23 protein-coding genes are annotated in these 24,663 nt (G+C 73.4%); 9 read left to right on the top strand and 14 right to left on the bottom strand.

Annotation, left to right across the window (positions count from 1 at the left end; all coding sequences use genetic code 11):
• Positions 1 to 5: 5 nt before the first annotated feature.
• Positions 6 to 1,574, top strand: coding sequence for a glycoside hydrolase family 10-like protein (locus IO39_RS14575; protein ID WP_043622021.1), 1,569 nt, complete (start codon positions 6 to 8; stop codon positions 1,572 to 1,574).
• Positions 1,575 to 1,610: 36 nt separating this feature from the next.
• Here IO39_RS14575 and IO39_RS14570 read toward each other — a convergent pair whose 3' ends face one another.
• Positions 1,611 to 3,053, bottom strand: a complete 1,443-nt coding sequence (locus IO39_RS14570) for an aminotransferase-like domain-containing protein (RefSeq protein ID WP_043622017.1) — start codon at positions 3,051 to 3,053, stop codon at positions 1,611 to 1,613.
• Positions 3,054 to 3,162: 109 nt separating this feature from the next.
• Here IO39_RS14570 and IO39_RS14565 point away from each other — a divergent pair, with 109 nt between their 5' ends.
• Both IO39_RS14565 and IO39_RS14560 read left to right on the top strand, forming a co-directional pair.
• Positions 3,163 to 4,065, top strand: coding sequence for a branched-chain amino acid transaminase (locus tag IO39_RS14565; RefSeq protein ID WP_245641969.1), 903 nt, complete (start codon positions 3,163 to 3,165; stop codon positions 4,063 to 4,065).
• Positions 4,066 to 4,313: 248 nt separating this feature from the next.
• Positions 4,314 to 6,500: a hypothetical protein gene (locus IO39_RS14560; protein ID WP_157548335.1), complete on the top strand. Its 2,187-nt coding sequence runs from the start codon at positions 4,314 to 4,316 to the stop codon at positions 6,498 to 6,500.
• Here the strand turns inward: IO39_RS14560 and IO39_RS14555 are convergent.
• From IO39_RS14555 to IO39_RS14545, 3 genes are all read right to left on the bottom strand, one after another.
• Positions 6,456 to 6,986 carry an HIT family protein gene (locus tag IO39_RS14555; protein WP_281200083.1) on the bottom strand — a complete coding sequence of 177 codons (531 nt, stop codon included), beginning with the start codon at positions 6,984 to 6,986 and terminating at the stop codon, positions 6,456 to 6,458. The genes IO39_RS14560 and IO39_RS14555 overlap by 45 nt on opposite strands.
• Before the next feature lie 287 nt (positions 6,987 to 7,273).
• Entirely contained in the window at positions 7,274 to 7,699 is a 426-nt protein-coding gene (locus IO39_RS14550; RefSeq protein WP_043622010.1) for a hypothetical protein, read from the bottom strand.
• Between the two features lie 87 nt (positions 7,700 to 7,786).
• Positions 7,787 to 8,872: an RNA polymerase subunit sigma-70 gene (locus tag IO39_RS14545; protein ID WP_245641968.1), complete on the bottom strand. Its 1,086-nt coding sequence runs from the start codon at positions 8,870 to 8,872 to the stop codon at positions 7,787 to 7,789.
• A gap of 19 nt (positions 8,873 to 8,891) precedes the next feature.
• Here IO39_RS14545 and IO39_RS14540 point away from each other — a divergent pair, with 19 nt between their 5' ends.
• The gene (locus IO39_RS14540; RefSeq protein WP_043622007.1) at positions 8,892 to 9,614 is read left to right on the top strand and encodes a PIG-L deacetylase family protein; all 723 of its coding nucleotides are present in this window, start codon (positions 8,892 to 8,894) and stop codon (positions 9,612 to 9,614) included.
• Positions 9,615 to 9,748: 134 nt separating this feature from the next.
• On the opposite strand, the gene thrS is transcribed toward IO39_RS14540, so the two are convergent.
• From thrS to IO39_RS14525, 3 genes are all read right to left on the bottom strand, one after another.
• Entirely contained in the window at positions 9,749 to 11,713 is a 1,965-nt protein-coding gene (gene thrS, locus IO39_RS14535; RefSeq protein ID WP_043622002.1) for a threonine--tRNA ligase, read from the bottom strand.
• Positions 11,714 to 11,778: 65 nt separating this feature from the next.
• On the bottom strand, positions 11,779 to 12,384 hold the full coding sequence (locus IO39_RS14530) for a glycoside hydrolase family 25 protein (RefSeq protein ID WP_169789067.1): 606 nt from the start codon (positions 12,382 to 12,384) through the stop codon (positions 11,779 to 11,781).
• A gap of 30 nt (positions 12,385 to 12,414) precedes the next feature.
• Entirely contained in the window at positions 12,415 to 13,314 is a 900-nt protein-coding gene (locus tag IO39_RS14525; protein WP_043622000.1) for a TIGR03564 family F420-dependent LLM class oxidoreductase, read from the bottom strand.
• 97 nt (positions 13,315 to 13,411) lie between these two features.
• On the opposite strand from IO39_RS14525, the gene pgm reads away from it, so the two are divergent.
• Positions 13,412 to 15,046, top strand: coding sequence for a phosphoglucomutase (alpha-D-glucose-1,6-bisphosphate-dependent) (gene pgm / locus IO39_RS14520; RefSeq protein WP_043621997.1), 1,635 nt, complete (start codon positions 13,412 to 13,414; stop codon positions 15,044 to 15,046).
• Between the two features lie 97 nt (positions 15,047 to 15,143).
• On the opposite strand, the gene IO39_RS14515 is transcribed toward pgm, so the two are convergent.
• The 6 genes from IO39_RS14515 to IO39_RS14490 all read right to left on the bottom strand — a co-directional run bounded on the left by IO39_RS14515 (position 15,144) and on the right by IO39_RS14490 (position 20,808).
• Entirely contained in the window at positions 15,144 to 15,908 is a 765-nt protein-coding gene (locus IO39_RS14515) for an SDR family NAD(P)-dependent oxidoreductase (RefSeq protein WP_043621994.1), read from the bottom strand.
• Entirely contained in the window at positions 15,899 to 17,326 is a 1,428-nt protein-coding gene (locus IO39_RS14510) for an MFS transporter (RefSeq protein WP_084772857.1), read from the bottom strand. The genes IO39_RS14515 and IO39_RS14510 overlap by 10 nt, the downstream gene beginning before the upstream one ends.
• 31 nt (positions 17,327 to 17,357) lie before the next feature.
• On the bottom strand, positions 17,358 to 17,624 hold the full coding sequence (locus IO39_RS14505; RefSeq protein WP_043621991.1) for a hypothetical protein: 267 nt from the start codon (positions 17,622 to 17,624) through the stop codon (positions 17,358 to 17,360).
• Positions 17,625 to 17,713: 89 nt separating this feature from the next.
• The gene (locus IO39_RS14500) at positions 17,714 to 18,781 is read right to left on the bottom strand and encodes a hypothetical protein (RefSeq protein ID WP_157548333.1); all 1,068 of its coding nucleotides are present in this window, start codon (positions 18,779 to 18,781) and stop codon (positions 17,714 to 17,716) included.
• 80 nt (positions 18,782 to 18,861) lie between these two features.
• Positions 18,862 to 19,551 carry a DUF2786 domain-containing protein gene (locus tag IO39_RS14495; protein WP_043621987.1) on the bottom strand — a complete coding sequence of 230 codons (690 nt, stop codon included), beginning with the start codon at positions 19,549 to 19,551 and terminating at the stop codon, positions 18,862 to 18,864.
• Between the two features lie 15 nt (positions 19,552 to 19,566).
• Positions 19,567 to 20,808 (bottom strand): hypothetical protein, encoded by a 1,242-nt coding sequence (locus IO39_RS14490; protein WP_043621985.1) that lies wholly within the window; start codon positions 20,806 to 20,808, stop codon positions 19,567 to 19,569.
• 207 nt (positions 20,809 to 21,015) lie between these two features.
• Between IO39_RS14490 and IO39_RS54390 the strand changes: the two genes are divergently transcribed.
• The 4 genes from IO39_RS54390 to IO39_RS14475 all read left to right on the top strand — a co-directional run bounded on the left by IO39_RS54390 (position 21,016) and on the right by IO39_RS14475 (position 23,791).
• Entirely contained in the window at positions 21,016 to 21,243 is a 228-nt protein-coding gene (locus tag IO39_RS54390; protein ID WP_157548331.1) for a hypothetical protein, read from the top strand.
• Positions 21,244 to 21,470: 227 nt separating this feature from the next.
• Positions 21,471 to 22,655 (top strand): cytochrome P450, encoded by a 1,185-nt coding sequence (locus IO39_RS14485; RefSeq protein WP_043621983.1) that lies wholly within the window; start codon positions 21,471 to 21,473, stop codon positions 22,653 to 22,655.
• Between the two features lie 18 nt (positions 22,656 to 22,673).
• Positions 22,674 to 23,519 (top strand): HAD family hydrolase, encoded by an 846-nt coding sequence (locus tag IO39_RS14480; RefSeq protein ID WP_043621981.1) that lies wholly within the window; start codon positions 22,674 to 22,676, stop codon positions 23,517 to 23,519.
• Positions 23,516 to 23,791, top strand: a complete 276-nt coding sequence (locus IO39_RS14475; RefSeq protein WP_043621980.1) for a DUF4031 domain-containing protein — start codon at positions 23,516 to 23,518, stop codon at positions 23,789 to 23,791. The genes IO39_RS14480 and IO39_RS14475 overlap by 4 nt, the downstream gene beginning before the upstream one ends.
• On the opposite strand, the gene IO39_RS14470 is transcribed toward IO39_RS14475, so the two are convergent.
• Positions 23,732 to 24,388, bottom strand: coding sequence for an HD domain-containing protein (locus tag IO39_RS14470; protein WP_052422907.1), 657 nt, complete (start codon positions 24,386 to 24,388; stop codon positions 23,732 to 23,734). The genes IO39_RS14475 and IO39_RS14470 overlap by 60 nt on opposite strands.
• Between the last annotated feature and the right edge of the window lie 275 nt (positions 24,389 to 24,663).

Below are 24,663 nucleotides of genomic sequence, written 5' to 3'. Positions count from 1 at the left end.
GCACTATGCGAACTGGACGCCCACTTCTGGCCGCTGCCGCGCTCGCGGTCGCGACCACCACCGCCGCCTACGTCTTCGGCCCCGGCGCCGGGGAGAGCCCCGCAGCGAGCAAGAAGAAGACGACCGTCGCCACACCCGCCGCCACGCCCGCCGCCGCGCCCTGCCAGGCCGACGCCCGCCATCCGAAGCGCGAGCTGCGCGGGGTGTGGATCGCCACGACGCAGAACATCGACTGGCCGTCCAAGGCCGGGCTGAGCCCCGAGCGGCAGAAGGCCGAATACGTCAAGATCCTCGACACCGCGGCCAAGCGCCACCTCAACGCGCTCTTCGTCCAGGTGCGGCCCGCCTCCGACGCGCTCTACAAGTCCTCCCTGGAGCCGTGGACGCAATACCTCACCGGCACCGCGGGCAAGGACCCCGGGTGGGACCCGCTGCCGTTCCTCATCGACGAGGCCCACAAGCGCGGCATGGAGTTCCACGCCTGGTTCAACCCCTACCGCGCCTCCTACGGCGACAACGTCGCCAAGCTGCCCGCCGGTCACCCGGCCAGGCAGCACCCCGACTGGACGGTCAAATACGGCGGGCGCCTCTACTACAACCCCGGCCTGCCGGCCGTGCGCGAGCACGTGGTCAAGGTCATCACCGACGTGGTCAACCGCTACGACATCGACGGCGTGCACTTCGACGACTACTTCTACCCCTACCCGGTGGCCGGGGCGAAGTTCGACGACGCCGCCGCCTTCCGCGAGCACGGCGAGGGCAAGAAGCTGGCCGACTGGCGGCGGGGCAACGTCAACAAGCTCGTCAAGCAGGTCGACAAGGCCGTTCACGACGCGAAGAGCCACGTCAAGTTCGGCATCAGCCCGTTCGGCATCTGGCGCAACAAGGCCCAGGACCCGACGGGGTCGAGCACCAACGGCATGTCGGCGTACGACTCGATCTACGCCGACGCGCGCGCCTGGATCAAGGCCGGCACCGTCGACTACGTGCTGCCGCAGCTCTACTGGCCGCGCGGGCACAGCGCGGCCGACTACAACACGCTGGTCCGCTGGTGGTCCGGCGAGGTCAAGGGCAGCGACGTGCAGCTCTACATCGGCCAGGGCCTCTACCGGGTCGGCACCCGGGACGATCGGGCCTGGACCAGACCGGGCGAGCTGGCCGCGCAGGTGGGCGTCAACCGGGCGAGCAAGCAGGTGGACGGCGAGGTCTACTTCAGCGCCAAGCAGCTGCTGTCCAACCCGCTCGGGGCCCTGGACCGGGTGGTGAAGAACTACTACGCCCGGCCGGCGCTGCCGCCGCTGATGAAGGAGCGTGGCGGCCAGGCTCCCGCCGCGCCCGCCGGGGTCAAGGCGTCCGGCAGGCAGTTGTCCTGGACGGCCTCGCCCGGCGCCCGGTCCTACGCCGTCTACCAGGTGCCCAAGTCCGGCAAGGACTGCCACACCACCGACGCCCGCAACCTGGTGGCCGTGGTGGGGCAGCCCTCCTACACGGTGAAGGCGCCCGGGACCTACCTGGTCACGGCGGTCGACCGGCTCGGCAACGAGAGCAAGGCCGTGAAGGTGAAGGCGAGCTGACCCCGCACCGCCCGCCGGAGCGCAGGCCCGGGCGGGTCAGGCGCGGTAGGCGTGCCAGGCGCGGGCGAGGCCGGACAGGGCCTGGCCGAGCAGGTCGGGCGGCAGGGCGAAGCTGAGGCGCAGGCGGTCGCGGTGGCGGCCGTCCGGGGAGAACAACGAGCCGGGCGCGACCGCCACCCCGTGCTCCCGCGCCACCGCCGCGAACCGGTCCGTGTCCGTGCCGGGCAGCCGCGCCCACACCGACAGCCCGCCCGCCGGGCGCGTCCACGTCCACTCGGGCAGGTGCGCGGCCAGGGCGGCCAGGCAGTGCTCCCTGCGCCGGTCCAGCTCGGCCAGCCACGGCCCGACGGGGTTGCGTTCCAGCAGGTCGGCCGCGAGGCGCTGGGCGACGACGCTGGTCGCCAGGTCGGCGTCCACCTTGGCCTCGGTCAGCCGGGCCAGCAGCGGCTCGGCGGCCGTCACCCAGCCCACCCTGAGCCCGCCCCACAACACCTTCGACAACGACCCGACCGTGACCGTCCCGTACGGGTGCGCGGTGGCGAGCGGCTCGGGCGAGGGCGTGCCGTCGTACACGAGGTCGGCCAGGGTGCGGTCCTCGACGAGCGGCACCCCGGCGGCCGCGGCCAGCTCGGCGACGTGCCGCAGCGGCGGGACGGCGCCGGTCGGGTTGTCCACGCAGGCCACGTAGACGGCGGCGGGACGGTGCCGGGCGAGCGCCGCCTCCACGGCGGCGGGCGAGGTGAGATCGACGGCCGCCACGTACGCCCCCGCCCGCCGGAACACGCTCAGCGCGCCCCCGTACGCCGGATCGCCCACCAGGACGCGGTCGCCGGGCCGCACCAGCACGCGCGCGGCCAGGTCGATCCCCTGCTGCGCCCCGGCCGTGACCAGGATCGACGCCGGTCCTGAAGCCGGCCCGGACGCCGGTCCTGAAGCCGGCCCGGACGCCGGTACTGAAGCCGGCCCGGACGCCGGTCCTGCGGCCGGGATGGACGCCGGGATGGACGCCGGGATGGACGCCGGCGCGCGGGTCGCGAGCAGGGCCCTCAGCCGCGGGTCGCCCATCGCGTCATAGCCGTGCCCGCTGGGCGCGCGCAGCAGGTCGGCCGGGTCGAGCGGCGGCAGCACCAGGTGCGACGGGTCCGGGACGACCGAGGTGGACAGGTCCGCGGGCACTGAGCCCGCCCCCGGCTGCAGCAGGCCGCCGAACGTGGGCGCGCCGAGCACGTACGTGCCGCTCCCGTGGCGCCGCTCGCACAGCCCCTCCTCGCACAGGGCGTTGAACGCCGCCGCCACCGTCCCCCTGCTGACCCCGACCGCCTGGGCCAGGTCCCGCTCCGACGGCAGCCGGGTGCCGGGGACGATGAGGCCGGTCTGGGCCAGGTCCGCCAGCGCGCCGGCCAGGCGGCGGCTGGGCGGGCCCTGGTGGAGCCGGAGCCGGTCCCGGACGAGCGTGACGAGGCTGTCTTCCCTTTCCATGCCTCCATCTTCCCTTCCCATGCCACCATTATCCCGATACTGTGCCATTCACCGGCAAACTGGCCCAACTGCTGGGATAGAAGTGGGCCACTTACGAGGGGAGTGCGGGGTGGAGGAGGCCAAGGTCATCTGGATGGACGGGAGCCTGGTGCCGTGGGGTGAGGCGCGCGTACACGTGCTGTCGCACGCCCTGCACTACGGCACCGCCGTCTTCGAGGGCACCAGGGTGTTCGAGACGTCCCGGGGGCCGGCCGTGTTCCGGCTCGACGACCATCTGCGGCGGCTGGTGCGCAGTGCCCGGATGATCGGGCTGGCGCTGCCGTACACGGTGGAGGAGCTGCGCGCGGCCACGCTGGAGACCGTGAGCGCCAACGGGCACCCGTCCTGCTACATCCGCCACCTCGTGGCCCGCGGCTACGGCGAGATGGGCATCTCGGCGCGCGGCTGCCCGACCGCGGTGTCCATCGCGAGCTGGAGCTGGGGGCCGCTGCTGGCCGCGGGCGTGCGGCTGATGACCAGCTCCTGGCGGCGCAACGACCACACGGTGGTGCCCACCGCGGCCAAGGCCACCGGCCCCTATCTCAACTCCGTGCTGGCCAAGCACGAGGCCCTCGACGCCGGCTACGACGAGGCCGTGCTGCTGAACGCCGCCGGCTACGTCGGCGAGTGCACCGGCGCCAACCTCTTCGTCGTCCGCGACGGGGTGCTGGCCACGCCGCCGTCGAGCGCGGGCGCGCTGGACGGCATCACCCAGGACACCGTCGAACGGCTGGCCGCCGGCCTCGGGCTGCGCGCGGTCCGGCAGGACCTGATGCGCTCGGACCTGTACGCCGCCGACGAGATCTTCCTGTGCGGCACGGGGGCCGGCGTCGTCCACGTCAGCTCGATCGACCGCCGCGAGCTGGGCGCGGACCCGGGGCCGGTGACCACGCTGCTGGCCGGCGCCTACGACGCCGCGGTGCACGGCCGGGACGAGCGCCACCTCGACTGGCTCACCCCGGTCTCCGCCTGACAGCGGGGACGCCCGGCCCACCCGGCCCCGGCCGGGGAGCGGGGACGACTGACCCGCGCCGGACCCGGTCCGGGAGCGGGAGGGCCCGGGCGATCGACGGATCGGATCGCCGTCAGGGGGCCGAAGACGGCCTCCGGCACCCGCCGCGCATGAGAGGGTAGGTCGCGTCTGGTGGCGCCGGAACACGACCTAGCACTACCTAGCTCCGCCGTGCCACGGAAACTCTGCGATCGTGGGAGGTCATCGGGGTGAGGCGGGCGCTGGTCGTGCTGGCCGTGCTGGTCGGTCAGGCGATTGTCGGTCAGATGGTGGTCGGTCAAGGGCTGTCCGGCGGGACCGCGAGCGCGGCCGCCGCCCCCGCGCCGGCCACCATGCCGGCCACCATGTCGGGCGCCGTGGATGTCACGGGCAGCGCCGGCGGGGCGAGCGGCGGGGACGTCCGGGACGGCGGGCCGGTGGCGCTCATCGGGGTGCCCGGCCTGCACTGGAACGACCTGACCCCGTCCGGCACGCCCAACCTGTGGTCGCTGGCCCGGGCCGGCGCGATCGGCTCGCTGTCGGTCCGCACGGTCGGCAACATCACCTGCCCGTACGACGGCTGGCTGACCGTGTCGGCGGGCACGAGATCGGCCGTCGGCTACGCCTGCGGCGCGCCGCCCGCGCCCGAGGCCAGGGGCGAGGGCGCGGTCATCCCCGACTACCGCTACCTCATCGACGTGGCCGGGCAGCACACGGCGGGCACGCTGGGCGAGTCGCTCAAGGCGGCGGGCAAGTGCTCGATCGCGATCGGTCCCGGCGCCGCCCTGGCGCTGGCCGACCGGCAGGGCGCGGTGACCCGCTACCACGGCTCCCCGCTCCAGGTCGGGACCGCCGACCTGGCGACGTGCCCGGTGGTCGCCATGGACGTGGACGACCTCGTCCAGCCCTACCTGGCGGGCGAGCCCGGCCGGCTGCCCAAGGTGCCCGACAAGCTGACCCCCGAAGAGCGGCGCGAGGCGCTGCGGCTGGCCGACACCAAGGCGGGCGCGCTGCTGTCGGTGCTGCCCGCGGGCACGACGGTGCTGCTGGCGGGACTGTCGGACCACGGCTCGGTGCCCCACCTGCGGGTGGCGGCGCTGCGTGAGCCGGGCGCGCAGGGGCGGGTGCTCGGCACGCCGTCCACGCGCCGCGAGGACATCTCGATCCTGACCGACCTGACCGCGACCGTGCTGGCCAAGGCGGGCGTGGCGGTGCCGGCCACGGTGGTGGGCGTGCCGCTGCGGGTGGGCGACCAGGGCGCCACGTTCGAGCGGCTGCGGCAGGCCGACGCCACGGCACAGACGATGCGCTCGGCGAAGGGCGCCTACTTCACCGGCCTGGCGGTGCTCCAGGTGCTGTTCTACGTGCTGGCCTTCCTGCTGCTGCGCCGCCGCAGGGTCCTGCCCTGGGTACGCCGCGCCGCCGTGGCCCTCGCGGCCCTGCCGGTCACCTCGTTCCTGGTCAACCTGCTGCCCTGGGACAACCACCTGGAGCTGTTCGGCGGCATGGCGGCCTGGTGGGCCGCGATCACCCTGCTGGCGCTGGCCGGGCCGTGGCGGCGCCGGCCGCTCGGCCCGCTGGCCGTGGTCGCCGCGGTCACGGCGCTCACCCTCGTCGGCGACCTGCTCACCGGCACCACCCTCCAGCTCAACAGCTTCATGGGCTACAGCGCCGAGCAGGGCGCCCGCTACTTCGGGCTGGGCAACATCCCGTTCGCGCTGCTGGCGACCGGCACGCTGCTGGCCACCACGGTGATCGCGCACCGCTGGCCGGGCAAGGTGGGCGTGGCGGCGATCGTCGGGCTGGGGGCGTTCGTGATGGTGCTGGGTGGCTCCGGGATGGGCAGCGACTTCGGCGGCGTGATCGCGTTCGTGCCGGGCATCGCGGTGACCGCGCTGATCCTGTCGGGCAAGCGGGTCTCGCTGGTGAAGCTGGGCGCGTTCTGCGTGGCGGGCGGCGTGATCGTGATGGGCTTCGCCTGGCTCAACTACCTGCGGCCGCCCGACGAGCAGTCGCACCTGGGCAGGTTCGTGGGGCAGGTGCTGACCGGCGAGGCGATCGACGTCATCTGGCGCAAGCTGCAGGCGATGCTGTCCACGCTGCTGAGCCCCAACCTGATGCCGATCGTGATCGCGGCGGTGGCGTTCCTCGTCTACGCGATCCTGCGGCCCGAGCAGGCGTCGGCGGGGGTGGTGCCGGCGGCGTTCGAGCACTCCCCCGCGCTGCGCGCCGGGCTGATCGGCACGCTGGTCAGCGGCGTGGTCGGCATGCTGGTCAACGACTCAGGCGCGGCCGTGCTGTCCATGGCGCTGGCGCTGGCCGTGCCGCTGCTGCTGGCCACCGGCATCGGCGCGCTGCGCCACCGGAGCGAGTCAGTCCCAGGCGTCGGCGAGCAGCTGGCGGGTGTCGCGGAGTAGCTGCGGCAGCACCTTGGTCTGGGCGACGACCGGCATGAAGTTCGTGTCGCCGCCCCACCGGGGCACGACGTGCTGGTGCAGGTGAGCGGCGATGCCCGCGCCCGCGACGTGGCCGAGGTTCATGCCGACGTTGAAGCCCTGCGCGCCGCTGGCCTTGCGCAGCGCGCGCAGCGACCGCTGGGTGAACTCCCCCAGCTCCGCCACCTCGGCGGCGTCGAGCTCGTCGTAGTCGGACACGTGCCGGTAGGGCACCACCATCAGGTGGCCGGAGTTGTACGGGTAGAGGTTGAGCACGGCGTAGACCACCTCTCCCCGCTTGACGATCAGGCCGTCCTCGTCGCTCATCTTGGGGATCGCGTCGAACGGGCACCCGTCGCCCGGGCCCGTGCCGGTCGGCTTGTTCTCGCCCTTGATGTAGGCCATGCGATGCGGGGTCCACAGACGCTGGAAGTTGTCGGGGGCCCCTGCCCCTGCCTGATCGTGCATATCTAGCAGCATAGGACCCCGGGCGAACGGCGTGCCCTTTCGGCGCCATGACCGGCACCGTGACCGGCACCATGACCGGCACCGTGACCGGCACCATGACCGGCACCGTGACCGGCACCAGGGCCCCGCCGTCGCGGGCGGCACCGTGACCGGCGCCATGGCCCCGTGTCGTGGACGCGCCCTCGGCCTCGGCATCGGCGGCGCCGTGGGCGGCTTCGTTCCGGTGGCCCGCTTCCCGGCCGGGGCCGGGCGGCCCCGGCGGGAGGAAGGCCCGTCCTGACACCGGGTCAGCTCATCCGCGTCATGTTCGAGGGGTAGCCGCCGCCCCCGGGGTACTCCCACGCGCCGGTGACGCTCGTGCCGCCGGCGCTGAACGTGCCGCGGTAGCAGGCGCCGGAGTCCTTCTTGTGCGCCCAGATCGTCAGCGTGTCGCCCTCGACCTGGTACACGTAGGCCAGGGTCGCGCCGTTGGTGTCGAAGTACCAGGAGTGGATGTCCTCGCTGGGCTCGTCGGAGCCGTACGGCCGCTTCCTGCCGATGATCTCCGTGCCCTTGACGCGGGAGGCGCCCTCGCCGAGGTCCACGTCCTGGATGAGGAAGTGCCCGCCCTCCATCCACCGGTAGGTCACGGTGCCCTCGGCCGCACCGGTGACCTTCCAGGTGCCGACGAGCCGGTCCAGGGCCTTGAGCTGGGTGTCCACGTGCTCGCTCATGATCGCATCCTCTGCTCTCGAAGTGGCGTACGCCCGTATGACGGCGCCGGGGCGGGAAAGGAATCGGTCCGCGGCGGACTTTCTCGCTCAGAGTTCGGCGGGCAGGCCGAAGGCGGCGTGCAGCCCGGGGCCGAACGTGGTGATCTCGGCGATCAGGCCGTCCTCGACGCGCAGCACGTCGATGTTGACGGCGGTGTAGCGGGGGTGGCCGGGGCGGCGTACGTAGTTGGCGACGGCCGGCTGCCGGTTGGCGCGCGTGGGCAGGGCCTTCCAGTCGCCCCACGCCTGCGGGCCAGTGAGGACCGGGCGCCACATGTCGAGGATGGCGGCGCGGCCGTCGTACACGGCCGAGGCGGGCGGCATCGTCTGGCGCGCGTCCTCGCGCAGCAGCGTGGCCAGCGCCGACAGGTCGCCGTCCACCGACGCCTCCATGTAGCGGCGCAGCACGGCGCGCTCCTCCCCGGTGGGCGCGGTGGCGGGGCCCCACTGGGCCCGCCGGGCGGGCAGGTGCAGGCGCAGCGTGGCGCGCGCCCGCTGCAGCGCGCTCTTGACGGCCGGCACGCTCAGCTCCAGCGCGTCGGCGGTCTCCTCGGCCGGCCAGCCCGCCACGTCGCGCAGGATCAGCACCGCGCGCTGGCGCGGCGGCAGGTGCTGGATCGCCGCCAGGTAGGCCAGCTCGATCGTCTCCCTCTCGACCGTCAGGGCCTCGGGCCGGCCCTCCGCGGGCGCGGCCAGGTCGAGCAGCCGGTCGGGGTACGGCTGCAACCACGGCACCTCGGCGAACGGCGACCGCGCCCCCGACGCCGGGCCCTCCTGCACGTCGGTCGCGATCTCCCGGGAGCGGGCCGGGCCGGACAGCAGGTCGAGGCAGGCGTTGGTGGCGATGCGGTAGAGCCAGGCGCGCAACGTCGAGCGCCCCTCGAACGTCTCCCGCCGCCGCCAGGCCCGCAACATGGTCTCCTGCACCATGTCCTCGGCGTCGGTGTAGGAGCCGAGCATCCGGTAGCAGTGCACCTGCAACTCGTGCCGATGCGCCTCCGCCAGCTCGGCGAACGCCCCCGGCTCCCCGCGCCGAACGCCTTCGTCCCCGTGGTGGCCGTGCTCGTCTCCGCGCCGCATGTCGTCGCCTCCGTCGCGCAGTGCGTCGAATCTTCCGGCCCGTCCCCCTGCCACGCCTGCCAGGATGATAGCCATGACTGATCAGCTCGAGCCCATGCCTGACGACTGGCAGCGGGCGCTGGCCATCGTGGCACATCCCGACGACCTCGAGTACGGCTGCGCGGCGGCGGTGGCCGTCTGGACCGACGCGGGGCGTGAGGTCTCCTACCTGATCGCCTCCCGGGGCGAGGCGGGCATCGACACGCTCGCGCCCGCCGTGGCCGGGCCGGTCCGCGAGCGCGAGGAGCGGGCCAGCGCGGCCGTGGTCGGGGTGGCGGACGTGGAGTTCCTCGACCACCGCGACGGGGTGATCGAGTACGGCGTCGCGCTGCGGAGAGACCTGGCCGCCGCGATCCGCAGGCACCGCCCCGAACTCGTGATCACCCTCAACTTCGCCGACACCTGGGAGGGCACGTACTGGAACACGCCGGACCACGTCGCCGTCGGCCGCGCCACGATGGACGCCGTCGGTGACGCCGGAAACAGGTGGATATTTCCGGAGATCGAGGCCGAACCCTGGAACGGCGTCCGCTGGGTCGCGGTCAACGGCACCGACTCCCCCACCCACGCCGTGGACGTCACCTCCGGCCTGGAGCGGGGCGTGCGCTCGCTCCAGGAGCACCGCTCCTACATCGAGGCGCTCACCGACGAGGACCCGGAGACCTACGCCCGCGACCTGATCGAGGGTTACGTGAAGGACTCGGCGAAACGGTTCGGCGACCGCCCCGCAGTGACATTCCGCCTGTTTCCCCGCTAATCGCCCATTCGGCGCGGACCACGGCGGACGCCGCCGGACGGCGCGGGCCCGCCCGATGGGCGCGGCCCGCCCGGGCCGCGCCGGCCTGGTCCGCAACCGGCCCAGACCGGCTCGGATCTGGACCGTGACGCGGCTCAGACCTGGACGCGCCGCTCGACCGCGTTGACGATCTCGGCGATGGCCTCGTCCACCGGCACGCCGTTCTTCTGCTCGCCGCTGCGGTAGCGGAAGGACACCGCGCCGTTGGCGATGTCGTCATCGCCGGCCAGCAGCATGAACGGCACCTTGGCCTTCTGCGCGTTGCGGATCTTCTTCTGCATGCGGTCGTCGGCCGCGTCGACCTCGACCCGGATGCCGCTCGCGCGCAGCCTCTTGGCGACGTCGTGCAGGTAGGGCACGTGGGCCTCGGCGATCGGGATGCCCACCACCTGTACCGGGGCCAGCCACGGAGGGAAGGCGCCGGCGTAGTGCTCGGTGAGCACGCCGAGGAAGCGCTCCACGGAGCCGAACAGCGCCCGGTGGATCATGACCGGGGTCTGCCGCGAGCCGTCGGCCGCCTGGTATTCGAGGCCGAAGCGCTTGGGCTGGTTGAGGTCGAGCTGGATCGTGGACAGCTGCCAGGTGCGGCCGATGGCGTCCTTGGCCTGCACGGAGATCTTGGGGCCGTAGAAGGCCGCGCCGCCCGGGTCGTCCTTGAGCGTCAGCCCGGACTCGGTGGCGACCTGGCGCAGCGCCTCGGTCGCCTCCTCCCACTCGGCCGGGTCGCCGATGAACTTCTCGGAGTCGTCGCGGGTGGACAGCTCCAGGTAGAAGTCGGACAGGCCGAAGTCGCGCAGCACGCTGAGCACGAACCTCAGCAGCGACTTGATCTCGTCGGCCATCTGCTCGCGCGTGGTGTAGATGTGCGCGTCGTCCTGCGTCATGCCGCGCACGCGGGTCAGCCCGTGCACCACGCCGGACTTCTCGTAGCGGTAGACCGAGCCGAACTCGCACAGCCGCAGCGGCAGCTCGCGGTAGGAACGCCCGCGCGCCCGGAAGATCAGGTTGTGCATCGGGCAGTTCATCGGCTTGACGCGGTAGTCGACGCCCTCCAGCTCGAAGGCCGGGAACATGTCGTCGGCATACCACGGCAGGTGGCCGGAGGTCTCGAAGAGCGAGGACTTGGTGATGTGCGGGGTGTTGACGAACTCGTAGCCCGCCTCGGCCTGCCGCCTGCGCATGTAGTCTTCCATCTCCTTGCGGATGATCCCGCCCTTGGGATGGAAGATCGGCAGGCCGCTGCCCAGCTCCGGCGGGAAGCTGAACAGGTCGAGCTCGGCGCCCAGCTTGCGGTGGTCGCGCTTCTCGGCCTCCTCAAGCAGCTTGAGGTATTCGTCCTGCTTGTCGCGGGACTCCCACGCGGTGCCGTAGATGCGCTGGAGCTGCGGGTTCTTCTCGCTGCCCCGCCAGTAGGCGCCGCCGGAGCGCATGAGCTTGAAGGCCGGGATGGAGCGGGTGGAGGGCACGTGCGGGCCCCGGCACAGGTCCTTCCAGCACAGCTCGCCGGTCTTGGCGTCGAGGTTGTCGTAGATGGTGAGCTGCCCGGCCCCCACCTCGACGGACTCCTCCTCGGCCGCGCCGCCCTTGAGCCCGATCAGCTCCAGTTTGTACGGCTCCGCCGCCAGCTCGGCCCGCGCCTCGTCGTCAGAGACGGGCCTGCGGGAGAAGAGCTGCCCCTGCTTGACGATCTCCCGCATGCGCTTCTCGATGCGCTTGAGGTCGTCGGGGTTGAACGCCTGCGCGACGTCGAAGTCGTAGTAGAAGCCGTTTTCCACGGGCGGCCCGATGCCCAGCTTGGCCTCGGGGAACAGCTCCTGCACCGCCTGCGCCATGACGTGGGCGGTGGAGTGGCGCACGATCGCCCGGCCCTCGTCGCTGGAGATCTCGATCGGCTCCACGGCGTCGCCCTCGGCCAGCGGGTGGGCCAGGTCGCGCGGCTCGCCGTTGACCCTGGCGGCGATGACGGTGCGGCCGTCGGCCTCCAGCGCCTGCCCGGCCGTCGTGCCGGCCGCGACCACACGCTCGGCTCCGGCGAGGGTGATGCGTAGCTCGGCTGACACGATGACTCCCTGTGGATCGCACTCGATGCCCGGCACCGAGGCAGGTTCGACGGTAGGCACCGATGCTATCGCGGGTGAAACCCCAGCTTTGTCAGCTCCTGCCGCGTCCCGTGGAAGACGTTGCGGTCGATCGGGCTGTGCGCGTACTGGTGGATGGTCCAGTCGCGCCAGGGCGCGGGCACGGGCGGGCGGCCGCGCGGGCTCTCCGGGCTGGCCAGCCAGAGCGGGTGTTCGGCCAGCCCGGCGCAGTGTCCGTCGCTCGCGAACGCGTGGAAGGTGTAGATGAACGGCCGCACGCCGCCGTGCCGCTCGACGTGGTGGCACCAGCGGCGCGCGTATCTCGCGACCTGGGCCGGCCGCAGGCCGTCGTTGGTCTCCAGGTCGAGCGCGACCAGGTCGCCGCGGCGCAGCCCGCCGGCCGACCTGATCACGCCGAGGAAGTGGCGCGCCTGCTCGATGGGGTCGCCCTTGGGCCGGGCGAAGTGGTAGGCCCCGCAGACGATCCAGCTCTCGCGCATGCCGTTCCAGTTGCGGGCGAACCATTTGTCGGTGTAGTCGCCGCCCTCGGTGGCCTTGGCGAAGGCGAAGCCGACGCCCGCCTCGGCATGGCCGGCCCAGTCGACGGTGCCCTGCCAGTTCGACACATCGATGCCCTGTAGCACGCGCTTCACCTTGCCGGAGTTTATTGAGATGTCGGTGGATCAGCCCTTAGCCGCGCCGATCAGCAGGTTTCGGGTGCGTTCGCGTTGTGAGAACGGCGAGCCGACGAAGTCGGTCACCCCCGCCCGGCGCAGCTCGTCGAGCTTGGCCAGCACCGCTTCCTCGTCGCCGATGATCGCCACGTCGCCCGGGGTGGCCGCGCCCTCCCTGTCGAGCATGGCACGGTAGGACGGGAGCTGACCGTACACCGCGAAGATCTCGTTGGCGCGCGCGACGGCGGCCTCGCGGTCGTCGGTGACGCAGACGGGCAGCGCGCAGACGATCCTGGGCGGCTCGCGGCCGGCCTCGGCCGCGGCGGCGGTGATGGTGGGCGCGACGTGCTCGGCGACCGTCTTCGGGCCGGTCATCCAGAGCACGGTGCCGTCGGCGACGGTGCCGGCGAGCTTGAGCATGCGCGGGCCGAGCGCGGCCACCAGCACGGGGAAGCCCGCGCCCGGCGTGCTGAGCGTGATGTCGGCCTTGAGCGTCTCTCCCCGATAGTCGACCCGCTCGCCGCGGGAGGCCGGGATCAGGATGTCGAGATACTCCTTCATGTGCCGGCCCGGCCGCTCGAAGCTGTAGCCGTAGGTGTTCTCGATGACGATCTGGTGCGACAGGCCGATGCCGAGCGTGAACCGGCCGCCGAGCGCGGCGTTGGCGGTCATGGCCTGCTGGGCCAGCACGGCCGGATGGCGCGGGAAGGTCGGCACCACGGAGGTGCCGAGCTCGATGGGCGGCGCCTGCGCGCCGGCCGCGGCCAGGGCGGTGATGGCGTCGAGGCCGAAGATCTGGGAGTGCCAGGCGGAGGCGAAGCCGTCCTCCGCCGCCCGGGTGATCTGGTCGCGCAGTTCGCCGATCGGGTCGGGCCCCTGAGGCTCCGCGAGGAAGTATCCGTAACGCATGGAACAGAACTCCGTTCTGGTGGCTGACGCGAATGTATCTCCCCACCTCGCAGGGCGGTCACCCGCCGGGCCGGACTGGATTTGTAAAGTGACTCACATGACGCACGAACGCGCGGGACAGCCCGCCCGGCCCTCCGACCTCGTCGACGTCGCCCGGCTGGTGACGTCCTACTACGCGCTCCACCCCGACGCCGGTGAGGTGGCGCAGCGGGTGGCGTTCGGCACGTCGGGGCATCGCGGGTCGTCGCTGAAGACGGCGTTCAACGAGGACCACATCGTGGCCACCAGCCAGGCCATCTGCGAATACCGGCGGTCGCAGGGCACCGGCGGCCCGCTGTTCCTGGGCATCGACACGCACGCGCTGTCGGAGCCCGCGCGGGTGTCGGCGCTGGAGGTGTTCGCGGCCAACGACGTCGAGGTGTTCATCGACACGCGCGACGGCTACACGCCCACGCCCGCCGTCTCCCACGCCATCCTGCGGCACAACAGGGAGCGCGCCTCCGGCCTGGCCGACGGCGTCGTGGTCACCCCGTCGCACAACCCGCCGGGCGACGGCGGCTTCAAGTACAACCCGCCGCACGGCGGTCCCGCCGACACCGACGCGACCACCTGGATCCAGGACCGCGCCAACCGGCTGCTGCAGGACGGCCTCAAGGGCGTGCGCCGGGTGCCGTACACGACGGCGGCCGGACGGGCCGGGCGTTACGACTTCCTGGGCACGTACGTGAACGACCTGCCCGCGGTCGTCGACCTCGACGCGATCCGGTCGGCCGGGGTGCGCATCGGGGCCGACCCGCTGGGCGGGGCGAGCGTGGCCTACTGGGGGGAGATCGCCGAGCGGCACCGGCTCGACCTGACCGTGGTCAACCCGCTGGTCGACCCGACGTGGCGGTTCATGACGCTCGACTGGGACGGCAAGATCCGGATGGACTGCTCGTCGCCGTACGCGATGGCCTCGCTCATCGGGGCGCGCGACGCCTACGACATCTCCACCGGCAACGACGCCGACGCCGACCGGCACGGCATCGTCACGCCCGACGGCGGCCTGATGAACCCCAACCACTACCTCGCCGTGGCCATCGACTACCTCTACACGCACCGCGACGGCTGGCCGTCCGACGCCGGCGTGGGCAAGACCATGGTCAGCAGCGGGATCATCGACCGGGTGGCCGAGTCCCTGGGGCGGCGCCTGTACGAAGTGCCGGTGGGCTTCAAGTGGTTCGTGCCCGGCCTGCTCGACGGGTCGCTGGGGTTCGGGGGCGAGGAGAGCGCGGGCGCGTCCTTCCTGCGGCGCGACGGCTCGGTGTGGTCCACCGACAAGGACGGCATCATCCTGGCCCTGCTGGCCTCGGAGATCCTCGCCGTCACCGGCCGCTCGCCGAGCGCGCACTACCGCGAGCTGGTCGGGCGGTTCGGCGAGCCCGCGTACGCGCGGGTGGACGCGCCGGCCACGCGCGAGGAGAAGGCCGTGCTCGGCAAGCTGTCGGCCGAGCAGGTGACGGCCTCCTCGCTGGCGGGCGAGCCGATCACCGCGGTGCAGACGTCGGCGCCGGGCAACGGGGCCAAGCTGGGCGGGGTGAAGGTCTCGACGGGCAGCGCCTGGTTCGCGGCCCGGCCGTCGGGGACAGAAGACGTCTACAAGATCTACGCCGAGTCCTTCAAGGGGCCCGACCACCTGGCCCGGGTCCAGGAGGAGGCCCGCTCCCTGGTGTCGGCCGCCCTGGGCGGCTGACACCAGGTCCCGGGGTCCGGGTCCGGGGTCCGGGTCCGGGGTCCGGGGCGGTCCGGCCCCCGTGGCGCGGGCCGGCGGCGGGGCGGGCGGGCCTGGGTCAGTACTGCAGGTGGCGGCCGCCGTCGCCGACCAGCACCTCGCCCGTCAGCAGGTCCGACTCCAGCAGCGCGGTGACGAGCTGGGCGATGTGCTCCGGCCGGGCCGTGCGGCGCAGCGGCGCCTTCAGCCTCTCCTTCGCGGCCATCTCGGAGAACACCTGCTCCCCCACCCGGTCGATGTGCCAGCGGGTGGCCACGAGGCCGGGCGCGACGGCGTTCACCCTGACCTCGGGGCCGAGCGCCACCGCCAGGTCGCGGGTGAGCTGGATCAGGGCGGCCTTGCTGACGCCGTACGCGATGGAGGAGCCCGTGGCCAGCAGGCCGGCCACGGAGGCCACGTTGACGATCGCGCCGCGCGCCGCCCGCAGGGCGGGCGCGAAGGCGCGGGCGCAGTAGAAGGCGCCCATCAGGTTGACGCCCAAGATCCGCTGCCACACCTCGTCGGTGAGCGCCTCCAGGTCGGGGAAGGGCACCCACGCGGTCGTGCCCGCGTTGCAGACCAGGATGTCCACCCGGCCGTGGTCGGCGCGCACCCGCTCGGCCAGCCGCCGCACGGCGGCGTCGTCCGACACGTCGGCGGCCACCGCCTCGGCCTTGCAGCCCAGCTCCGCCAGCCGGGCGACGGTGGCCCGCGCGGCGGCGGCAGAGCGCGAGTAGTTGACGACCACGGCCGCCGCGCCCTTCCTGGCCAGGCTCTCCGCGACGGCGGCGCCGATGCCCGTGCCGCCGCCGGTGATCACGGCGACCGTGCCGTTCATGTCCATGTCTGCTCCTTGCCTGGCGGGTCGTGGGGTGTGCCGAGGGCCGCGATGTCGATGTCCTTGCTCTCGCGCGAGGCGTAGAAGGCGGCGAACGAGATCACCGCCGTGCCGATGAGGAAGGCCGCCACCAGCCACGGCTCCCCGTCCAGCCGGGCCGCCAGCGCCGCGCCGATCAGCGGCGAGAAGCCGGCCAGCGCCGCCCCCAGCTCGCGCGAGGCCGCGAAGCCGGTGTAGCGCACCCGCGCCCCGAACAGCTCGGCGTAGAACACCGGCTGCACGGCCACCTGCGGCGCGAAGCCGAAGGCCCCCATGAGCATCATGGCCAGCCACACGAGCCCCGGCTCGCCGGTGTCGACGAGCAGGAAGTACGGATAGACGTACGCCGCCACGAACACCACGCCGAACAGGTTGAGCGGCCGCCGCCCCACCCGGTCCGACAGGTGGCCGTAGACGGGTTGCAGCACGATGACGGTCAGCCCGAACAGGATCACGCCCAGCAGCGCCGTGCGGCTGGACAGGCCGAGCCGCCCGGTGGCGTACGCGACGCTGAAGGTGGCCAGCGTGTAGACCACGGCCGTGTCGCAGATGTGCGCGCCGACCCCGATGAGGAAGTTGCGCGGGTGGCGGGCCAGGGCGTCCCTGATCGGCAGGCGGACGAGCTCCCGGGTCCGCGCCAGCTCCCTGAACACCGGCGACTCGGCCACCCGCAGCCGCACGTACAGCGCCACCGCGATCAGCGCGAAGCTCACCAGGAACGGCAGCCGCCAGCCCCAGGCCAGGAAATCGCGCTCGGGCAGGAGCTGGACCAGCAGGAACGCGGAGGTGCCCAGGACGAGGCCGATCTGCACGCCGGTCTGGGCGTAGGAGGCGTAGTAGCCGCGCCGGCCCGGCGGGGCGTGCTCGGCCAGCAGCGTGGCCGCGCCGCCGAACTCGGCGCCCGCGCCGAGGCCCTGGCAGACGCGCAGCAGCGTGAGCAGCACGGCGGCCCAGACCCCGATGTCGGGGTAGGTGGGCAGCAGGCCGATGAGCCCGGTGGACACGCCCATGATGAGGGTGGTGACGATCAGGGTGGAGCGGCGGCCGATCCGGTCGCCGAGATGGCCGAACAGCACCCCGCCGAACGGCCGCACCACGAAGCCCACCCCGAACGTGGCGAACGCCACGATCGTGCCCGTGGCCGGGTCGGACTCGGTGAAGAACAGGCGGTTGAAGACGAGGGCGGCGGCGGTGCCGTAGATGAAGAAGTCGTACCACTCCAGGGCGGTGCCGACGAGCGCCCCCAGGACGACGCGCCGCAACTCGGGCGAGGGGCCGCCGGACGCCCCGCCGGGCCGGGGTGCGGGGGTGTGGGGCGGACCGCCGGAGCCGGGTGTGGGGGAAGGCTCGCCGGGCCGGGGTGCGGGGGGCGGTGTGGCGGACATCTGACCTCCAGGGTCGGCGTGTCTGGCCGGGTTACGGAACGCCCCGCCCGTCCGCGTGCCCGCGCGGCCCCGCCCGCACGGGCACGTCCTCCTCGCCGCGCCACGCGCGCGCCGCGGCCTCGGGCTCCCCCGGGAGGACCGCGCCGGTTCCGTACGCGCGCGCCCTCGGGTCCCGGGCGTCCGTACGCGGTCGCCACGACCCGCCGGCGTGGGCGTACCCCCTGGTGGTGACCACGCCGGCGCCGTGCGCGGCGGGCAGGCGGGCGGCAATGGTGACGGCGCGGGGGGAGGTGTTCACGGTGACTCGTCTCGCGGGGGCAGGACTGCGTTCCGTGTGCGCGCTCATGCCCGGTTCCCGCCCCCGCCAAACGGATCTCCGGAAAGGGCTTACCGCGCGCTCACCGGCTTCCAGAGCACGGCGCGCGGCTCGTTGCCCGGCAGCACCGCGTAGCCGGCGATCTCCCCGTGCGCGTTGACGGCGTTGGCGGCCGTGGCCGTGGCGCCCGGCGGGCCGGGCAGCCGGAGCGGCGCCTGCGCGGGGTCGGTCCACACCGCCGCGTGGGACGGGCCGGCCGGGTCGCAGGCGTGCGTGCCGACGATCGTGCCGTGGTCGTTGATGGCCGTCGGCCGGGCCACGCCGCCGCCGTCCTCGATGCGGCGCATGCCGGCCCCCTCGCTCCACACGAAGCCGGCCTGGGCCACGCCGGCGGCGTCCAGCGCCGACTCCCCGACGACGTGCCCGTGGTCGTTCAGGCCGGTGGCCTGGCTCCAGTTGCCGCCCAGCGTGCCCAGCTCGGTGACGGCGCCGCCCGCCCAGCGGAAGGCGCGCTGGGTCTGCTGGTCGGCGGGAAGGCCGACCCGCTCGGTGCGGCGGTGGGTGCCGGCGATCTGGCCGCCGGCGTTGACGTCGGAGGCCACGCTGCCGGCGACGACGCCGAGGTCGGTGCGGACGCCGTTGTCGATCACGTACGCCTGGCTGCGCCGGTGGCCGCTGGACAGGACCCTCATGTGGGAGCCGACGATGACGCCCTGGTCGACGTCGTGGACGTGGGTCACCGAGGCGAAGTTGCCGAGGTCGTGGATGACGCCGTCGTCCCAGAGGAAGCCGTGGCCCTTCTCCTGGGCCGTGTAGCTCTCGCCGACGACCCGGGCGTCCTCGTCGATCGCCGTGGCGACGCTCGTCGGGCCTCCGAGGCTGCCGACCTCGACGCGCTGCCCGCCGTCCCACATGACGGCCCAGGAGCGACCGGCCGCGTTCCGCATCCAGCCGGCGATCTGGCCCTGGTCGTTGATGTCGATCGCGCGGCCGGTCGTGCCGAGATCGACGACCTGCCACTGGTCGGTGGCCGCCGGGCAGACGTCCGCCGCCGCCGGGGCCGCGCCCGCCGCCGCCCCTGACGAGGCCACCACGAGGGCGCCGGCCAGGGCGCCGATCCTCGTACGCGTTAATCGCATGATCACTCCGTTGCCGGGGAAAAGGAAACGATCACACCGTAAACGCGCCGCCGATCTCCCGCCAGGGGTTGTGCGGCCGCTCAGGTCAGCTCGCGGGCGGTGGCCGGGGGCATCCCGGTGCGGCCGAGGTCGGCCCTGCGGCCCGCGGCCACCCCGTCGCGGTAGCCGGAGCCGCTGGTCCTGGGGATGCTCATGCGGATGTCGGGATAGTGGGCGGCCACCGCCCGCGCCACCTCGGCCCGGCGGTCGGCCAGGACGAGCGCCGTGCCCGTGCCGGCCGACTCTGCCTCGGCGCGCGACTCGGCCGCGCACAGCAGCCGGTAGACCTCGTCGGTGAAGCCCAGCAGCCACGACCGGCGGTAGGCCCGCACGGCCGTGACGTCGCGCGGCGGCTCGACCCGGGCCAGTCCCGAGGCCATCTGCAGCAGCAGCGAGGTGGCCAGCAGGTCGGCGCGCTCCAGGTCGGCCGCGAACCCGAAGACGTGCACCCGCTGCCCGCCGTCGCCCCGCCCGATCAGCAGCGGCCGGCACCGGAGGGCCTGGGCGACCAGGCTGACGAGCCTGGCCTTCTCCCTGGCCCAGGGGGCGGGCAGGGTGACGATGCGGTCGCCGGGGACCTGGCGGGTGCCGGCGGGCGGCAGCGAGTCGATGCCGTGCCGGGCCATCAGCGCCGTCGCGGCGGCCATGAACGTGGCGCGCTCGTGCTCGTTGTCGGTGCGCTCGGCCTTGGCCAGCAGTTTCCTGACGCGGTCCAGCGCCCGATCCCGCACCCCGTGCCCCTCCTCTTAGGACTTGCCGCTCAGCACCCGCCCGTCGGTCGCGATGGCCGGGAACGCCCCGGTGTCGACGATGCCGTGCTGCTGGTACAGCGCCTCGATGAGGGCGTGCGCCTGCGGCTCCAGCTTCCACAGGGCACGATACTCGCGGGCGGTGGCCAGGGAGATGCCGATCTCCTGGGCGATGTCCACCGTGCGCGGCACGATGCCCTTGGCGATCTGCCGGTCCCAGAACTCGCGGGCCGCCCGCATGCGCGCCGCGCGCTCGGCCGTGCTGACGACCTGCGGGGTGGTGTCGAGCACCTCGACGTCCTCGTCCTCGTCGTCGACCAGCTCGGCCAGCGCGGACGGCAGCGCCGGGCGGGCGGGGACGGGATGGTGGCCGGCCTCGGGCTCCCAGGGGACGCGGGGGTCGGCGTCGATGAGCGCGGAGGTGTTGTAGAGGGCGGCGATCTGGGCCAGCAGCGCCTCCTGCCGCTGCGGGTCCACGGCCAGGCCGGTGTGCTCGACGGCCTGGTCCATGGCCTTGTCGAGCCGGGCCAGCGCGGCGCGCATCTTGCGCTCGGACGCGCCGTTCTCGCGCAGGGCCTTGGCCTTCTTGGCGGCCAGCGCGACGCGGGTGAGCCTGCGGTGGGCGTCGACCTCGCTGGCCGTGCGGTCGCTCACCTCGGCCAGGCCCAGCCTGACCAGCAGCCGCTCGGGCGTCAGCCGCCAGTTGATGCGGCCGGTGCCGCGGATGCGGTGGCGCTCGATGGCCATGCCGCGCTCCCACAGCCAGGCGGCGACCAGGGGCGCGGCGAGCCGGAAGACGGCCTCGGGCAGGCTGCGCGCGTCCATGCTGGACAGCACGGCGGTCAGGCAGGTCAGGGCCCACACGGCGATGCCGTCGATGCCGGCCGAGAAGTTCTCGCGCATGTTGCGGCGGGCGCGTACGGCGGAGGTGATGATCGCGACCTCGATGAACGCGAACAGCAGTAAGCGCAGCGGCCCGTCGAGGCCCAGCACGTCCCCGGAGAAGCGCCACATGCCCTGGGCGGACACGCCGGTGGCGATGGAGGCGGCCACGATGGTGAGCACGTCCTCGATGGGGCGGGGGGCGACGTACCTGGTGAACAACCAGGACAGGGCGCGCCAGGCGATTCTCAGCACCAGGAACGCCAGCGCCAGCCCGACCAGGCCCAGCAGCGCGATGACGGCGGTGGCGAGCGGCTTCTCCGTGATGAAGGCTGTTATTTCCTCAAATGTCGGCATCAGTCACTATCCGTGAGGCTCAAACTCCGGCTCTATGCGACGAGATCATCGCAGAAGGTCGCCATCCTGTACGCCAAACGACGGCTGCTGCCCCGTTTGCCCGCCTTCGCGGCAGTTCGCCAGTGATGCCGTCAGGGTGACAGCCGCGGACCGGGCTGGCCGGGGGCCGGGGCGCGGCGCACAAGGGGACGCGAGGAGGGGACTGCTGTGAGCAAGCGATCGCGCAGACGCCGTGCTCTTCCCAGCGGCACGCCCGCCCGGCCGCCCGGCTTCGGCCCCGGCGAGCCGCACTGGAGCCTGGCCCCCGGCCTGCCGACGAGCCGCGCAGGTGGCCTGGCCCCCGGCCGGCCGATGAGCAGTCCGACGACCGCCGTCCCCGCCGTCCCCGCCGTCCCCGCCGGCCCCGCCGTCCCCGCCGTCCCCGCCGGACGATGACCGGCCCGCGCGACCGCCGCCGCCGGTCGGTGAACGGGCAGGCGGGTACCGTGGGTGGCGATGGGGGCACCTGGAGTGACGAGAGGTTCCCCTTGTGGCGAGGTGCGCGGCGGGGGTGAGGGGGAAATTCGTCCTTACGGAGGGCCCCATTCGCTTTTGCAGGTGGGACCATCTATGCAGGGATTTATCCCAACATGGTGTGATGTATCCCAGCAGGACGGATATCGATGTCAGATTCAGAAGAGTTCCCGCTCGTCCAGTTCATGCGTGACGGGTTCGACCCCGTGGGCGAGCTCGCGCGCATCCGGGCCGAGCATCCGGTCTTCCCGATGGAGATCCCGGGAGGCCAGACCGTCTACCTCGTCACCCGCTGGGAGGACGTGCGCGCGGTGCTCGGCGACCACGAGCGCTTCAGCAACGACTTCGCCGGCGTGATCGGGCTCGGCTCGAACCAGGAGGACCCGGGTGGTCTGGGCTTCCGCGACCCGCCCGAGCACACGCGGCTGCGCAAGTTCCTGACGCCCGAGTTCACCATGCGCCGGCTGCGCAGGCTGGAGCCGCGGATCGAGGCCATGGTCGAGGAGCACCTCGACCGGATCGAGGCCATGGGCGCGGCCGGGGGCATGCCGGTGGACCTGGTGGAGGAGTTCGCGCTGCCGATCCCGTCCCTGGTCGTCTGCGAGCTGCTCGGCGTCCCGTACGAGGAGCGCGCCGACTTCGTGAAGTTCAGCAAGGACCGCTTCGACTTCACCGCCGGGCCGGAGGCGTCGCTGCAGGCCGTCAACGACGCGATGACCTACCTGACCGAACTGGTCGCCAGGGAGCGGCAGAACCCCGGGGACGGCCTGCTCGGGCAGCTGCTGCGCGACCACGGCGACGAGCTCGACGACCGCACGCTCGCCAGCATGGCCGACGGCCTGCTGACCGGCGGCCACGACACCAGCACGAGCATGCTCGCGCTCGGCAGCCTGTGGCTGCTGCGCAACCCCGAGCAGGCCGCCAAGGTGCGCGAGGTGGACGGCTACGTCGTGGACGTGGTCGAGGAGCTGCTGCGGTACATGACCGTCGTGCAGGTCGCCTTCCCCCGCTTCGCCCGCGACGACCTGGAGCTGCACGGCGTCCAGATCAAGAAGGGCGAGATGGTGCTGTGCTCGCTGACCGGCGCCAACCGCGACCCCGCGCTGGGCGACGACATGGACCAGGTGAAGCCGGGCCGGGCGACGGCGGGCTCGCACCTGGCGTTCGGGCACGGCATCCACCGCTGCGTCGGCGCGCCGCTGGCCCAGATGGAGATGCGCATCGCCTTCCCCGCGCTGCTGCGCCGCTTCCCCGGCCTGCACGTCGCCGGCGAGGTGTCGTTCCGGGAACTCGCCATCGTCCACGGCGTCAAAGAGCTACCCGTCGCCTGGTAGAACGGTTACGTTCACTGTGTGAACGAGCCCGTCATCGACCTGACAGCGGTCGGCGCCGTCGTGTTCGACACCGACGGCGTGGTCACCGACACAGCCCGGGGGCACGCGGCCGCCTGGAAGCACGTCCTCGACGTGTTCCTGCGCGGCCGCTCGGCGCCGTTCGACATCCGTGACGACTACCTGCGTCACGTGGACGGACGGCCGCGGCTCGACGGCATCCGCACCTTCCTGGCCGCGCGCGGCATCACCGTGCCCGAGGGGTCGCCCGACGACGAGCCGGGCGCGCCCACCGTGCACGGGCTGGGCCGGGCCAAGGACCGCATCTTCGTGGCACAGGTGGACAAATACGGCGTCGCCGCCTTCCCGTCCGCCGTCGCGCTGCTGCACGAGCTGCGCCGGCGCGGGGCCCGTACGGCGGCCGTCTCCGCCAGCCTGCACGGCCGCAAGCTGGTCGCCTCGGCCGGGGTCGCGCACCTGTTCGACGTGATCGTGGACGGCAACGACGCCGCGCTGATGAACCTGCCCGGCACGCCCGACCCGGCGCTGTTCCTGGAGGCGGCGCGCCGGCTGGACGTGCCCGCGCCCAGGGTGGCCGTGGTGGTGTCCGCGCTGCCGGGGATCGAGGCGGGGATGAAGGGCGGGTTCGGCGCGGTGGTCACGGTGCGTGCAGGCCGGGCGGACCCGGATGACGCGGGCCCGGGTGACGTGGCCCCTGGTGACGCGGGTCCGGGTGACGCGGGTCCGGGCGGCCTGGATGAGGATGGCGTCGGCGCGGGCGCGGCGCCGGGGCCGGGGGCGCATGCCGTGGTGTCCGATCTGGGGGAACTGGGGGTGCGTGGGAGGGTTCTACCCTTGACGACGTGACCGTACTGATCGATCCGCCCAACTGGCCGGGGCCGCGCGGCCTCATGTGGTCGCATCTCGTCAGCGACAGCTCGCTGGAGGAGCTGCACGAGTTCGCGGGGCGGCTGGGGGTGCCGCCACGGGCCTTCGATCGGGACCACTACGACGTGCCGGAGACCGTGCACGCGCGGGCCGTGGCCCTGGGCGCCGAGGCGGTCAGCTCGCGTGAGCTGCTACGGCGTCTCATCGCGGGCGGGCTGCGCCGCCGCAAGCGCCGCCCGCAGCCGCGCTAGCTCCCCCGTCATGTTGGCGCGGGCGCGCTCCTCCCACAGGTGGCGGGCCCGGGGCGTGCGGTAGAGGGCGGGGGTGGCGAGCAGGCGGCGCAGGACCTCCGAGCGGCCCGCGGCGAACGCGGCGTCGGGCACGTGGGAGTACTCGCGGCGGATCGCCCGCGCGTAGTCGCCGTAGGCGGGGCTGCCGAGGATGGACAGGTCGGCGTCGCACAACACCTCACCGTTGCGGTCGCCCGGCCGCAGCGTGTCGTGGGCGGCGGTGAGGCGGACCAGCCTGGCCACCTCCGCCACCCGCCCGGCCGGCACGCCGCACGCCGGCAGGCGGGACTGGGCGAGCTGGGCGCTGCGCTCCTCGTCCCATCCGGGCCGGCCGTCGTAGACGGCGTCGTGGAACCAGGCCGCCAGCCGCACCGCCGCCCGGTCGGCGCCCGCGCCCCCGGGTCCGTCGGTGAGCCGGTCGACGGCGGCCAGGACGGCCGCGAGGTGGGTGCGGGTGTGGTAGTGGCGGTGGGGCTCGGACCAGCGGGCGACGAGCTCCGCGCCGAGCGCGCGGGCGGCGGGCGAGTCCCCCGCCACCGCCGCCCAGGCGTCCGCCAGGACCGCCGCGCCGGGCTCGGGCGGGCCGTCCGTCCGGCCCGCCTCGCCGGCCGGCGGGGTGGGCAGGGGCGCCGCCGGGTCGCTGATCACATGTCCCACGGTACGCGGGCCGGGCGGTGCCGGCGTACCGGCCATCGGGACGGCAGGTAGGGGCGGGCGTCCCCGGGCGGTCCCCGCATCCCGGGCATCGGGACGGCAGGTGGGGGCGGGCGTCCCTGGGGCGGTCCCCGCATCGCGGGCACCGGGACGGGCGGTGGCCGCCGAGGCGGTGGTAG

This window comes from Nonomuraea candida, assembly GCF_000725485.1.
Classification (GTDB): Bacteria; Actinomycetota; Actinomycetes; order Streptosporangiales; family Streptosporangiaceae; genus Nonomuraea; species Nonomuraea candida.
This window is presented reverse-complemented; position numbering and strand designations above follow the sequence as displayed.

Bases quoted from the DNA above. Each gene is read 5' to 3' on its own strand.
- IO39_RS14485 (WP_043621983.1), top strand. From the start codon at position 21,471: ATGTCAGATTCAGAAGAGTTCCCGCTCGTCCAGTTCATGCGTGACGGG.
- IO39_RS14540 (WP_043622007.1), top strand. From the start codon at position 8,892: ATGACTGATCAGCTCGAGCCCATGCCTGACGACTGGCAGCGGGCGCTG.
- IO39_RS14550 (WP_043622010.1), bottom strand. From the start codon at position 7,699: ATGAGCGAGCACGTGGACACCCAGCTCAAGGCCCTGGACCGGCTCGTC.
- pgm (WP_043621997.1), top strand. From the start codon at position 13,412: ATGACGCACGAACGCGCGGGACAGCCCGCCCGGCCCTCCGACCTCGTC.
- IO39_RS14575 (WP_043622021.1), top strand. From the start codon at position 6: ATGCGAACTGGACGCCCACTTCTGGCCGCTGCCGCGCTCGCGGTCGCG.
- IO39_RS14490 (WP_043621985.1), bottom strand. From the start codon at position 20,808: ATGCCGACATTTGAGGAAATAACAGCCTTCATCACGGAGAAGCCGCTC.
- IO39_RS14500 (WP_157548333.1), bottom strand. From the start codon at position 18,781: ATGCGATTAACGCGTACGAGGATCGGCGCCCTGGCCGGCGCCCTCGTG.
- IO39_RS14510 (WP_084772857.1), bottom strand. From the start codon at position 17,326: ATGTCCGCCACACCGCCCCCCGCACCCCGGCCCGGCGAGCCTTCCCCC.
- IO39_RS14555 (WP_281200083.1), bottom strand. From the start codon at position 6,986: ATGCACGATCAGGCAGGGGCAGGGGCCCCCGACAACTTCCAGCGTCTG.
- IO39_RS14515 (WP_043621994.1), bottom strand. From the start codon at position 15,908: ATGGACATGAACGGCACGGTCGCCGTGATCACCGGCGGCGGCACGGGC.
- IO39_RS14570 (WP_043622017.1), bottom strand. From the start codon at position 3,053: ATGGAAAGGGAAGACAGCCTCGTCACGCTCGTCCGGGACCGGCTCCGG.
- IO39_RS14525 (WP_043622000.1), bottom strand. From the start codon at position 13,314: ATGCGTTACGGATACTTCCTCGCGGAGCCTCAGGGGCCCGACCCGATC.